Origin of the sequence: Paracoccus versutus, from assembly GCF_000763885.1 — a bacterium.
Classification (GTDB): Bacteria; Pseudomonadota; Alphaproteobacteria; order Rhodobacterales; family Rhodobacteraceae; genus Paracoccus; species Paracoccus versutus.
Genome location: NZ_JRKO01000021.1, coordinates 25,484 through 37,090 on the forward strand (window position 1 = coordinate 25,484; position 11,607 = coordinate 37,090).

An 11,607-nucleotide genomic window follows, 5' to 3' on the forward strand; every position below is an offset into this window, starting at 1 on the left:
CCGGGCGGTTACTGGTCCAGGAAGGACCGCAGCTTGCGCGACCGGCTGGGGTGTTTCAGCTTGCGCAGCGCCTTGGCCTCGATCTGGCGGATGCGTTCGCGGGTGACGCTGAACTGCTGGCCGACCTCTTCCAGCGTGTGGTCGGTGTTCATGCCGATGCCGAAGCGCATGCGCAAAACCCGCTCCTCGCGCGGGGTCAGGCTGGCCAGCACCCGCGTCGTCGTCTCCTTCAGGTTTTCCTGAATGGCCGAGTCGAGCGGCAGGACGGCGTTCTTGTCCTCGATGAAATCGCCAAGCTGGCTGTCCTCCTCGTCCCCGATCGGGGTTTCGAGGCTGATCGGCTCCTTGGCGATCTTCATCACCTTGCGGACCTTTTCCAGCGGCATCTGCAGCTTTTCGGCCAGTTCCTCGGGCGTGGGCTCGCGGCCGATCTCGTGCAGCATCTGCCGCCCCGTGCGCACCAGCTTGTTGATCGTCTCGATCATGTGGACCGGGATGCGGATGGTCCGGGCCTGGTCGGCGATGCTTCGCGTGATCGCCTGGCGGATCCACCAGGTCGCATAGGTCGAGAACTTGTAGCCGCGGCGATACTCGAACTTGTCCACGGCCTTCATCAGGCCGATATTGCCTTCCTGAATGAGATCAAGGAATTGCAGGCCCCTGTTCGTGTATTTCTTGGCGATCGAGATCACCAGCCGCAGGTTCGCCTCGACCATTTCCTTCTTGGCCTGGCGCGATTCCTTTTCGCCGCGCTGGACCTGGCTGACGATGCGGCGGAACTCCTCGATGTCCACGCCGACATGCTGGCCGACCATGGCCATCTCGGCGCGCAGGCTTTCCACCTGGGTGCGGGATTTCTCGAACAGCGCCTGCCAGCCGCGGCCCTTGTGCTGCATCATGCGCTCGACCCAGGTCGGGTCCAGCTCGCTGCCGCGATAGGCGTCGATGAATTCGCGCCGGTTGATGCGCGCGGCATCGGCCAGCTTCACCACGTTGGAATCGATGGTGACGATGCGGCGGTTGATGCCATAGATCTGGTCGACCAGCGCCTCGATGCGGTTGTTGTGCAGGTGCAGCTCGTTCACCAGCGCGACGATGCGCGAACGCAGCTCCTGATAGGCGCTTTCCTGCGCGGCCGAGAAGGTGCCGTCCTCGTTCAGCGTCGCCGACATGCGGTTGTCCTGCATGTGCGACAGCTCTTCGTAGCCGCGGGCGATGGCCTCCAGCGTCTCCAGCACCTTGGGCTTCAGCGAGGCTTCCATCGCGGCCAGCGACAGGTTCTGGCCGTCGTCCTCGTCCTCGTCCTCCTCGCGGCCCATGGGGTTGCCGTCGGCGTCGAACTCTTCCTCCTCGCGCGCGGCACCGTTGCCTGCGGCGGGGCGGGTCTCGGTCGGCAGAACCTCTTCTTCCTCGCCGTCCTCGTCCATCGAGCGGCCGAAGGTGGTCTCGAGGTCGATCACGTCGCGCAGCAGGATGTCCTCGTCCAGAAGCTCCTGGCGCCACATGGTGATGGCCTTGAAGGTCAGCGGGCTTTCGCAAAGCCCGGCGATCATGGTGTTGCGGCCGGCCTCGATGCGCTTGGCGATGGCGATCTCGCCCTCGCGCGACAGCAGCTCGACCGAGCCCATCTCGCGCAGATACATGCGCACCGGGTCGTCGGTGCGGTCCAGCTTTTCCGTCTCGGCGGTGGCGACGGTCAACTCGCGCGAGCCCGAGCCGGTGGTGGTCAGCTCGCCGCCCGGTTCGGCCTCCTCGGCCTCCTCGTCGTTCTCGACCACGCGGATGTCCATTTCCGACAGCATGGACATGACATCCTCGATCTGGTCGGAACTGACCTGTTCGGGCGGCAGGACGGCATTGAGCTGGTCATAGGTGATGAAGCCGCGCTCGCGCCCTTCGGCGATCATGCGCTTGACCGCGGCCTGCGACATGTCCAGCGAAGGATCGTCGTCCTTGGCCTCGGGCTTCTGGTCTTCGTCGTTGGCTGCCATGCTGGCTCCCTTGAAGCGGTGATTCGCGAATCGGCGAATCGGGATCGGCTATCGGCCGGTTCTAGCGCGAATCGCCGGCGATTCAAAGCCTGCGACCCGGCGCCGGCCGGGGTGATTCGGCGCAGGCGATTCGCGCGTCGTTCAGCCGCGCGGCTTGCGCCAGATCTCGTTCTTCAGCGCCGCATCGAGGATGGCCCGATAGGCGTCGCTGTCCTCGCCCAGGTCCGACAGGTCGGCCAGCGAGGGGTGGTCGGCCTGCTGACGGGCACGGGCGGATTGCGCCATGCGCCAGGTCAGGCCCTCGTCGGCCAGGCCCTCGATCTCGGCCTCGGCGCGGGCGATTTCCTCGCGCGCGGCGCGGCGGGCCTCGATCCGGTCCAGGGCATTGGCAAGGATGCCGGCGGCGGCATCGCCGTCATGCGGACGCAGGATCGCCGGGGCCGCCCTCACATGGGGGTCGGCCATGATGCTTTCAAGGGCGCGCTGCCCGGCCTGGGATTGCGTGCCCGACAGCAGGTCGTGGATCAGCGCGGCGCGGTCCGCATCCTGCGGCTCCAGCCGCTCCAGCCGCGATTCGACCGGGGCGATCAGCCCCGGATGGGTGGCGCAGATCGCCAGCACCATGGCCTCGACCAGCGCCTCGGCCTGCTGCCCGTCCATGTCGGGCGAGGACAGCCGCGAGGCGCGCGTGGGCGCCGCGGGCGCGACCGGCTGGAAGCGGGCATTGCGCCCCTGCCCCTGCCAGTCGCGGGGCCAGTCGCGGGCCGGGCGCGCGGCCGCCGGCGCATCGGCGCGGCGGCGGTTGCCGAACAGCTCCCATTTCAGGTTGCGCAGCACGGCGTGGTAATGGTCGCGGGTGTCCTTGTCGGGGATCTTGGCCACCGCTTCGGCAAGCGCCTTGTCCAGCGCCGCCCGGCGCTCGGGGCTGTCGAAGACCCGCCCCTCGGTCTCGCGCCGCCACAGCAGGTCGACCAGCGGCCGCGCCTCGTCCAGCACGGCGCCCATCGCCCCTGCCCCGCGGGCGCGGATCAGGTCGTCCGGGTCCAGCCCCTGCGGCAGGAAGGCAAAGCGCAGCGCCTGCCCCGGCCCGGTCATCGGCAGGGCCAGGTCGATCAGCCGCATCGCCGCGCGCAACCCCGCCTGGTCGCCGTCGAGCGCGATCACCGGCTCGGGCGAGATGCGCCACATCAGCCGCAGCTGGTCCTCGGTGATCGCGGTGCCCAGCGGGGCCACCGCGCCCTCGAAACCCGCCCGGACCAGGGCGATCACGTCCATGTAGCCCTCGGCCACCACCAGCGGCCGGCCCTTGGCCACCGCCGCCCGCGCCGGGCCGATATTGTAGAGGTTGCGCCCCTTGTCGAAGAGCGGCGTCTCGGGACTGTTGAGGTATTTCGCCCGCGCGTTCGGGTCCATCGCCCGGCCGCCGAAGGCGATGCAGCGCCCGCGCCCGTCGCGGATCGGAAAGATGATGCGGCCGCGAAAGCGGTCGAAGGGGGCGCCGCCATCCTCGGGCTTGGCCGCCAGCCCGGCCTCGACGATCAGCGCCTCGGCGATGCCCTTGGCGCGCAGGGCGTTGTAGAGGCCCTGCCGCTGGTCGGGGGCGAAACCGATGCCGAAGGCTTCACAGGCGGCCTCGTCCAACCCGCGCCGGCCCAGATAGGCCCGCGCCGCCTCGGCCGGGCCCATGCCCAGCTGCATGCGAAACCAGCGCACCGCCTGTTCCATGACCTCGACCAACTCGGTGCGGCGGTCGGCGCGCTGCACCTGCCGGGGGTCGCGCTCGGGCATCGGCAGCCCGGCCTCGGCCGCCAGCAACTCGACCGCCTCGATGAAACCCAGCCCCTCGGCCTCGCGCAGGAAGGTCAGCGCATCGCCCTTGGCGTGGCAGCCGAAGCAGTAATAGAAGCCCTTCTGGTCGTCGACATGGAAGGAGGCGGTCTTTTCGCCGTGGAAGGGACAGGGCGCCCACCAGTCGCCCTTGGCCTGATTCGAGCGGCGCAGATCCCAGACCACCTTGCGCCCGATCACGCGCGACAAAGGCACGCGGGCGCGGATCTCGTCAAGGAATTGCGGCGGCAGGCTCATGCCGTCTTATATCGGATCACGCCGGCCGGTTGCAAAGGGTCATGCACCCACCGCGCCGCGCACCAATTCGCGATAGACCGCGACCACCCGTTCCTGGTCCAGCCGGCCGCCCTCGCGATACCAGTTGGTGACGCCGGTCAGCATGGCGATCAGCGCCATGGTGGCCAGCCGCGTGTCGGGCACCGCCATCGCGCCCTCGGCCTCGCCGGCGATCAGGATCGCCTCCAGCGCATCCTCGTAGCGGCGGCGCAGGGCGGCGATCTCGGCGCGGTTCTCGGGCGTCAGGTTGCGCAGCTCCATATAGGACAGGAACACCGCCTCGGGGCGCTCCAGGCTGGTCTGGATGTGAAAGCGCAGGAACGCCTCGAGCCGGTCGAGCGCGGGCCGCGCCGGATCGTCGCGCCAGGCGGCCAGCAGCTCTTCCATATGCACCCGCAGCAGGTCGGCCAGCAGCGCCTGCTTGTCGGCAGTATAGCTGTAGAGCGTGCCGACCTGCACGCCGACCTCGGCCGCGATCTGGCGCATCGAGACCGCGGCATAGCCGTGGCGCGCAAACAGCCTGCGCGCGGCGTCGCGGACCAGCGGTCCGGTAATCTCTGCCTTCGAGCCCTGGGTTCTTGCCATGCCGCCTTCTAGGCGGCCAGCCGCGCCAAGAAAAGAGCACATCTTGCCCTCGCCACCCCGGCAGGCCTATGGTCCGGCACATGAATTTTCAGGGGAACGGCATGGGGCGGATCTGGGGCGCGCTGGCGCTGGCAAGCCTTGCCGCATGCGGCGACATGGTGGGCGACTATCCCGAGCTGATGCCGACCGACCGGCTGCTGGCCGAGCCGGCCCTGCCCGGCCATGCCACCGATGCCGGCCGCGACCCCGCGGCGGCGGGCAACGCGCTGGATGCGCGCGGCCGCTCCCTTGCCGCCCGCGCCGGCGCCGCGCCCGCCGCGGGCGACGCCGCATTGCAGCGCCGCGCCGAGGCCCTGCGCGCCCGCGCCAAGGCGCTGTCGCAGCAATCCCCGGCCGAGGACTGCCCCGAGGGCAGCGCCGATTGCCCGCCGAACTGAGGAGAAGCCCATGCCGGTCATCACCTGCATCGACGACCTGAAGGCGATCTATCGCCGACGCGTGCCGCGCATGTTCTACGACTATTGCGAAAGCGGCAGCTATACCGAGGGCACCTTCCGCGACAATTGCAGCGATTTCCAGCGCATCAAGCTGCGCCAGCGCGTCGCGGTGGACATGACCGGGCGCACCACCGAAAGCACGATGGCCGGGCAAAGGGTCGCCATGCCGGTGGCGCTGGCCCCGGTCGGCATGACCGGCATGCAATGCGCCGATGGCGAGATCAAGGCGGCGCGGGCGGCGAAAGCCTTTGGCGTGCCCTTCACGCTTTCGACCATGTCGATCTGCTCGATCGAGGACGTGGCCCAGGCGACCCAGGCGCCGTTCTGGTTCCAGCTTTACGTCATGCGCGACCAGGAGTTCCTGGAAGCGATCATCGAGCGGGCCCGGCGCGCCAATTGCTCGGCGCTGGTGCTGACGCTGGACCTGCAGATCCTGGGCCAGCGCCACAAGGATCTGAAGAACGGGCTGTCCGCCCCGCCGCGGCTGACCCTGCCGGTGCTGCTGGACCTGGCGACGAAATGGCGCTGGGGCATCGAGATGCTGCAGACCAGGCGCCGCTTCTTCGGCAATATCGTCGGCCATGCCAAGGGGGTGGGCGATCCCTCGTCGCTGGTCGCCTGGACGGCCGAGCAGTTCGACCCGCAGCTCGACTGGGGCAAGATCGCCCGCATCCGCGACCTCTGGGGCGGCAAGCTGATCCTCAAGGGCATCAACGACCCCGAGGACGCCCGCATCGCCGCGGATTTCGGCGCCGATGCGATCATCGTCAGCAACCACGGCGGCCGGCAGCTGGACGGCGCGGTCAGTTCCATCCGCATGCTGCCCGAGATCGTCAAGGCGGTGGGCGACCGGGTCGAGATCCATCTCGACAGCGGCATCCGCTCGGGCCAGGACGTGCTGAAGGCGTTGGCCATGGGGGCGCATGCCACCCATATCGGCCGCGCCTTCATCTATGGGCTGGGCGCCATGGGCGAGGCCGGCGTGACCCGCGCGCTGGAGGTGATCCAGAAGGAGCTGGACATCACCATGGCGCTCTGCGGCGAGCGGGACGTCAAGAACCTCGGCCGCCACAACCTGCTGGTGCCGCAGGACTTCCTGCAGCCCTGGGGCTAGGGTGCCGGGCTAGAATGTCGGGCTAGACTGTCAGGCTAGGGCGCGGGATCGGGCCGGGGCCGTTCGCCCCGCCCACGCTTCCTGTCCTTGCCGAAGCCGGGGATCGGCAGCCGGCCCAGCAGCAGCGCGGCCAGCGTCGGCAGGCCGAGCGCGAACAGCATCAGCTCGCCCAGATGCTCGAAACCCAGCGAGCGGGCCAGATGCAGCGCCATCACATGCATGAAATAGATCATGGCCGAGATCGGATCGAGCCGGATCGGCGGCTGCGGCATGGCCGTGCCCAGCACCGCCACGAACAGGGCCGGCGCCGCGACGTAAGAGCTGATCGGGATGTCCAGCATCACCTGGTCGCTGCGCCAGGCCTGCACCAGCCAGGACTCGGCCATCAGCAGCCCGGCCCCGGCGGCGGTGGCGGCCAGCACCAGCCAGCGCGGCGGCAGCCCCGCCATCCCCAGCCGCGCCATGCGCCGGCCGCAGAGATAGCCGATGGCCACGAAGGGAAAGCACATGAAGAGGCCGTTCGAGAATTTCTTGACGCCGATAGGCGCGATCCCCGACAGGGCGACATATTGCAGCACCAGCCCGGTCGCGGCGCAGACCGCCGCGGCCGCCAGCAGGATGCGGTATTCGTAGGCCGGCGCCAGCGCGCGGGCCATGCCGCGCAGCAGCAGGATCACCGCCCCGGCGACCAGGATGCCGGCCATGAACCACAGGTGGAAATAGCCCCAGGCCAGGGTCTTGAGCAGCGAGACCAGCCCATGCACCTCGTTCAGCCAGAAGGGCAGATAGACCGCCATCCAGAACAGGTAGAGCGCCGCCACGCGGGCCAGCCATTTGTTGCCCTTGTCGCGCGCCACCGCAGAATAGAGGAAATAGCCCGCCACGATGCAGAAGGCCGGCACCATGACCCGCATCAGACCGTTGCCGATCATGAACAGCCTGGGCGTCATATGCGACTGCAGCCAGTAGGTATGGGCAAAGGCAACCAGGACCGCCAATCCCAGCTTGAGATAGTCCAGCGAATGAATACGATGCAACGCGAAAACCCCGGCCCCGTGTGCTGCAATGCTCTGCAACCGCGAGGGCCATCTGACAAGCTTTTTTCCCCTCGCATGCAAGTGTTTTTTCGCTTCACATCCATCTGACGTCGCGCTATAGGCCCGCATTCGGCCATGCACCCTTGGAGGATGGCCGCGAACCGTCAACAAAGGAATACCATCATGGCCAAAGAGATCCCGGATCTGGTGGCCGAGGCACGCGCGGGGACAGGCAAGGGGGCCGCCCGCCAAGCTCGCCGCGAAGGCAAGGTGCCCGGCATCGTTTATGGCGACGGCAAGGAGCCGCAGCCGATCCAAATCGAGTTCAACTCGCTGCTGACCAAGCTGCGCGCCGGTCGCTTCATGTCCACGCTGTGGAACCTGAAGATCGACGGCCAGGACGACGTGCGCGTCGTCTGCCGCGGCGTCCAGCGCGACGTGGTCAAGGACCTGCCGACGCATATCGACTTCATGCGCCTGCACCGCAACACCCGCGTGAACCTGTTCATCCACGTGAACTTCGAAAACCAGGAAGCCGCCCCCGGCCTCAAGCGCGGCGGCACGCTGGTCGTGGTGCGCCCCGAGGTCGAACTGGTCGTGACCGCCTCGGACATCCCCGAGCAGATCACCGTGGATCTGACCGGCAAGCAGATCGGCGATACCATCCACATCAACGACGTGGTGCTGCCCGCCGGCGTGAAGCCGACCATCGACCGCAATTTCGTCATCGCCAACATCGCGGCGCCCTCGGGCCTGCGTTCGGCCGACAACGAGGAAGCCGCCGCTGCCGAAGGCGAGGCCACCGAGGCCTGATCGCAGGCCCAGGCAAGGCGAATCACATCGGGCGGCACCCCTGCGGGCGCCGCCCTTTCTCTTGCCGTCATGGCCCGCGGTTGCTAGGAGATCGCGCCTGACGCGAAGGGGAAAACCATGGAACCGATCCATATCATCGGCGCCGGCCTTGCCGGGTCCGAGGCCGCCTGGCAGATCGCCCGCGCCGGCGTGCCGGTGGTGCTGCACGAGATGCGGCCCCAGGTCGCGACCTTCGCCCACCGCACCGGCGATTGCGCCGAGATGGTCTGCTCGAACAGCTTCCGCTCGGACGACGACCGCATGAACGCCGTGGGCCAGCTGCATTGGGAGATGCGGGCGGCGGGCGGGCTGATCATGGCCATGGCCGACCGCCACCGCCTGCCGGCCGGCGGCGCGCTGGCCGTGGACCGCGACGCCTTCTCGCAGGCGGTGACGCAGGCGCTGCAGGCCGAGCCGCTGGTCAGCTTCCAGCCCGGCGAGATCCGCACCCTGCCCTCCGAGGGGCGCTGGATCGTCGCCACCGGCCCGCTGACCTCGGACGCGCTCGGCCAATCGATCCGCGACCTGACCGGCGAGGGCTCGCTGGCCTTCTTCGACGCCATCGCCCCCATCGTCCATGCCGAGAGCATCGACATGTCGATCTGCTGGCGCCAAAGCCGCTACGACAAGGGCGAGACCGAGGAAGAGCGCACCGCCTATATCAACTGCCCGATGACGCGCGCGGATTACGAGGGTTTCATCGACGCCCTGCTGGCGGCCGACAAGACCGAGTTCCACGAGGGGGAAACGGCCGGCTATTTCGACGGCTGCCTGCCGATCGAGGTCATGGCCGAGCGCGGCCGCGAGACCCTGCGCCACGGCCCGATGAAGCCGGTCGGCCTGACCAATGCGCATAACCCGGCGGAAAAGCCCCATGCCGTGGTACAGCTGCGCCGCGACAACGCGCTGGGGACGCTCTACAATATCGTCGGCTTCCAAACCAAGATGAAATATGGCGCGCAAGTGGATGTTTTCCGGCGCATTCCCGGATTGCAGGACGCGAGTTTCGCCCGTCTGGGCGGCATCCACCGCAACAGTTTCCTGAATTCGCCGCGGCTGATCGACGACCGGCTGCGGCTGCGCGCGCGTCCGAACCTGCGCTTTGCCGGCCAGGTGACGGGGGTCGAGGGCTATGTCGAAAGCGCCGCCATGGGCCTGCTCGCCGGGCGCATGGCCGCGGCCGAGGCGCTGGGGCGCGACCTGCCGCCGCCGCCCGCCACCAGTTCGATGGGCGCGCTGGTCAACCACATCACCGGCGGCGCGGATGCCAGGACCTTCCAGCCGATGAACGTGAATTTCGGCCTCTACCCGCCGCTGGACGCCATGCGCGGCGGCCGCAAGGGGCGCAAGGATCGCTACCCGGCCTATACCGACCGGGCAAAAGCCGATTTCAATGAATGGCTTGCGGGGCAGAGTTGAACCGGACGCGGTTCGCCCCCTCGCCGACCGGCCCCCTGCATCTGGGCCATGCCTTCGCGGCGCTGACCGCCGCGCGGCTGGCCGATCCCGGCCAGTTCCTGCTGCGGATCGAGGACATCGACCAATCCCGCTGCCGCCCGGAATACGAGGCGCTGATCGCGCAGGATCTGCACTGGCTGGGCCTCGACTGGCCGCAGCCGGTCATGCGCCAGTCCGAACGTCTGCCCGCCTATCAGGCGGCGCTCGACCGGCTGGCGGCGCTTGGCCTGACCTATCCCTGCCGCTGCCGCCGCGCCGACATCCGCGCGGCGCTTTCCGCCCCGCAAGAGGGCGCGGCGCAGGCCATCGGCCCGGACGGCCCGGTCTATCCCGGCACCTGCCGCCACCGCCCCATGGCGGATGCCGGGCCGGATGACGCCATCCGCCTGGACGCCGCCCGCGCGTTCCGGCACCTCGGCCTCGACGAGATCGCCTTCCTGGACGAGAATGTCGCCCCCGGCCTGCCGCACCGGCTGTCGGCGCAGGATTTCATCGCCGGCATCGGCGATGTGGTTCTGGCGCGGCGCGGCATGGGCACCAGTTATCACCTTTCGGTGGTGGTGGACGATGCCGCCCAAGGCATCACCCTGGTCACGCGCGGAAAAGATCTTCTGGATTCAACATGGATCCATGTGCTTCTTCAGAATCTGCTGGAACTTCCGACGCCGCGCTATCACCACCACCGGCTGATCCGCGACGACCAGGGCAAGCGGCTGGCCAAGCGCGACGACGCCCGCGCGCTGAAGCTGTTCCGCGACGAAGGCACCAGCGCCGACGAGATCCGCCGCCGGCTAGGCTTCTGACGGCTCCATGATGACGACCTCCGCCCCCTCGCGGATGGCGGTGTAAAAGCAGCTGCGCCGGTTGGTGTGGCAGGCCGGCCCATGCTGGTCCACCAGCAGCAGCAGGCAGTCGCGGTCGCAATCCACCCGCAACTCCACCAGCTTCTGCACATGGCCCGAACTCTGGCCCTTGACCCAGAAGCCCTGGCGCGAGCGCGACCAATAGGTGACGCGTCCCGTCTCCAGCGTCCGCTGCACGGCCTCGGCATTCATCCAGGCCATCATCAGCACCTCGCCGCTCCGATGATCCTGCGCGATGGCGGGAATCAGGCCCTTCGCGTCATATTTCAGGCTGGCGGGGTCGAACATCGGCTTTCCTTTCGGCTGCACCGTCCCTATCTAGACCGGGCGGCAGCAAGGGAAAAGACCATGTCCGACAGCGACCTGATGCAGCTCTATTCCCGGCGCATCCTGGCGCTGGCCTCGGACATCCCGCATCTGGGCAAGCTTGACCATGCGACGGGCAGCGCCCATCGCCGTTCGCCGCAATGCGGCTCGTCGGTGACGGCACATGTGGCGATCCAGGACGGCCGCATCGCCGATTTCGCGCAAGAGGTGCGGGCCTGCGCCCTGGGCCAGGCCTCGGCCGGGGTGCTGGGCCGCACCGCGCTCGGCCGCACGCGGGCCGAGATCGCGCAGGCCCGCAACGAATTGCAGGCCATGCTGAAATCCGGCGGCCCCGCCCCCGCCGCCCCCTTCGAGGAACTCGAAGCGCTGCTGCCCGCCCGCGAATTCCCGAACCGCCACGCCTCGATCCTGCTGGCCTGGGAGGCGCTTCTGGGCGCCATCGACGCCTCGGCCTGACCGGCTTCTTCGTTCCCCAAATACTCCCGCCGGAGGCGATAAAAAAAGAAAGCCGGCCCGCAGAGGACCGGCAGTTGCGCGCAGGATCGTCCGGGGAAAGGGACCGGCCCCAGGCGAAGGGCCGTCGATTGCGCGGGGCAGTAGGGATCAGGCTGCCAGGATCGAAGGCAGCGAAAACAGGATGATCGCCGTCACCGAGATCGCGACGGTGCCGAGCAGGTCAGAGAGGGATTCGCGGGTCATGAGGTCTCTCCACGGTTCGTTTATGGTTTGTTCTCATGAGTCGGGAACAAAGTAAAGAAC

The 11,607-nt window shown here is 68.3% G+C and carries 11 protein-coding genes; 6 read left to right on the forward strand and 5 right to left on the reverse strand.

Translation table 11 applies throughout. The annotated features are described in order from the left end of the window. Positions 1–8: 8 nt before the first annotated feature. The 3 genes from rpoD to IT40_RS11090 form a co-directional block, all read right to left on the reverse strand. On the reverse strand, positions 9–1,991 hold the full coding sequence (gene rpoD, locus IT40_RS11080; protein ID WP_036754631.1) for an RNA polymerase sigma factor RpoD: 1,983 nt from the start codon (positions 1,989–1,991) through the stop codon (positions 9–11). A 141-nt stretch (positions 1,992–2,132) separates the two neighbouring features. Continuing rightward, a complete protein-coding gene (gene dnaG / locus IT40_RS11085; RefSeq protein ID WP_036754633.1) occupies positions 2,133–4,076 on the reverse strand; it encodes a DNA primase in 1,944 nt (647 codons plus the stop codon). Positions 4,077–4,115: 39 nt separating this feature from the next. Then, positions 4,116–4,700, reverse strand: a complete 585-nt coding sequence (locus IT40_RS11090; protein ID WP_036754636.1) for a TetR/AcrR family transcriptional regulator — start codon at positions 4,698–4,700, stop codon at positions 4,116–4,118. A gap of 80 nt (positions 4,701–4,780) precedes the next feature. On the opposite strand from IT40_RS11090, the gene IT40_RS11095 reads away from it, so the two are divergent. Together IT40_RS11095 and IT40_RS11100 are read left to right on the forward strand one after the other, a co-directional pair. Continuing rightward, complete coding sequence (locus IT40_RS11095) at positions 4,781–5,137, forward strand: hypothetical protein (RefSeq protein ID WP_243700213.1); 357 nt, start codon at positions 4,781–4,783, stop codon at positions 5,135–5,137. A 10-nt stretch (positions 5,138–5,147) separates the two neighbouring features. Further along, the gene (locus IT40_RS11100) at positions 5,148–6,311 is read left to right on the forward strand and encodes an alpha-hydroxy acid oxidase (protein ID WP_036754639.1); all 1,164 of its coding nucleotides are present in this window, start codon (positions 5,148–5,150) and stop codon (positions 6,309–6,311) included. A gap of 35 nt (positions 6,312–6,346) precedes the next feature. Here the strand turns inward: IT40_RS11100 and IT40_RS11105 are convergent, their stop codons facing one another. Next, complete coding sequence (locus tag IT40_RS11105; RefSeq protein ID WP_036754642.1) at positions 6,347–7,348, reverse strand: acyltransferase family protein; 1,002 nt, start codon at positions 7,346–7,348, stop codon at positions 6,347–6,349. 183 nt (positions 7,349–7,531) lie between these two features. Between IT40_RS11105 and IT40_RS11110 the strand changes: the two genes are divergently transcribed. From IT40_RS11110 to gluQRS, 3 genes are all read left to right on the forward strand, one after another. Then, entirely contained in the window at positions 7,532–8,161 is a 630-nt protein-coding gene (locus IT40_RS11110; RefSeq protein WP_036754782.1) for a 50S ribosomal protein L25/general stress protein Ctc, read from the forward strand. Between the two features lie 117 nt (positions 8,162–8,278). Beyond that, a complete protein-coding gene (trmFO, locus tag IT40_RS11115; RefSeq protein WP_036754645.1) occupies positions 8,279–9,619 on the forward strand; it encodes a methylenetetrahydrofolate--tRNA-(uracil(54)-C(5))-methyltransferase (FADH(2)-oxidizing) TrmFO in 1,341 nt (446 codons plus the stop codon). Beyond that, complete coding sequence (gene gluQRS, locus IT40_RS11120) at positions 9,598–10,461, forward strand: tRNA glutamyl-Q(34) synthetase GluQRS (RefSeq protein ID WP_036754647.1); 864 nt, start codon at positions 9,598–9,600, stop codon at positions 10,459–10,461. The genes trmFO and gluQRS overlap by 22 nt, the downstream gene beginning before the upstream one ends. Here gluQRS and hisI read toward each other — a convergent pair. Then, a complete protein-coding gene (gene hisI / locus IT40_RS11125) occupies positions 10,450–10,809 on the reverse strand; it encodes a phosphoribosyl-AMP cyclohydrolase (RefSeq protein ID WP_036754785.1) in 360 nt (119 codons plus the stop codon). The two genes, gluQRS and hisI, sit on opposite strands and share 12 nt — an antisense overlap. A gap of 60 nt (positions 10,810–10,869) precedes the next feature. Between hisI and IT40_RS11130 the strand changes: the two genes are divergently transcribed. Further along, positions 10,870–11,304: an iron-sulfur cluster assembly scaffold protein gene (locus IT40_RS11130; protein WP_036754650.1), complete on the forward strand. Its 435-nt coding sequence runs from the start codon at positions 10,870–10,872 to the stop codon at positions 11,302–11,304. Positions 11,305–11,607 lie beyond the last annotated feature (303 nt).

Bases quoted from the DNA above. Each gene is read 5' to 3' on its own strand.
- dnaG (WP_036754633.1), bottom strand. From the start codon at position 4,076: ATGAGCCTGCCGCCGCAATTCCTTGACGAGATCCGCGCCCGCGTGCCT.
- trmFO (WP_036754645.1), top strand. From the start codon at position 8,279: ATGGAACCGATCCATATCATCGGCGCCGGCCTTGCCGGGTCCGAGGCC.
- gluQRS (WP_036754647.1), top strand. From the start codon at position 9,598: ATGGCTTGCGGGGCAGAGTTGAACCGGACGCGGTTCGCCCCCTCGCCG.
- rpoD (WP_036754631.1), bottom strand. From the start codon at position 1,991: ATGGCAGCCAACGACGAAGACCAGAAGCCCGAGGCCAAGGACGACGAT.
- IT40_RS11100 (WP_036754639.1), top strand. From the start codon at position 5,148: ATGCCGGTCATCACCTGCATCGACGACCTGAAGGCGATCTATCGCCGA.
- hisI (WP_036754785.1), bottom strand. From the start codon at position 10,809: ATGTTCGACCCCGCCAGCCTGAAATATGACGCGAAGGGCCTGATTCCC.
- IT40_RS11110 (WP_036754782.1), top strand. From the start codon at position 7,532: ATGGCCAAAGAGATCCCGGATCTGGTGGCCGAGGCACGCGCGGGGACA.
- IT40_RS11090 (WP_036754636.1), bottom strand. From the start codon at position 4,700: ATGGCAAGAACCCAGGGCTCGAAGGCAGAGATTACCGGACCGCTGGTC.
- IT40_RS11130 (WP_036754650.1), top strand. From the start codon at position 10,870: ATGTCCGACAGCGACCTGATGCAGCTCTATTCCCGGCGCATCCTGGCG.
- IT40_RS11095 (WP_243700213.1), top strand. From the start codon at position 4,781: ATGAATTTTCAGGGGAACGGCATGGGGCGGATCTGGGGCGCGCTGGCG.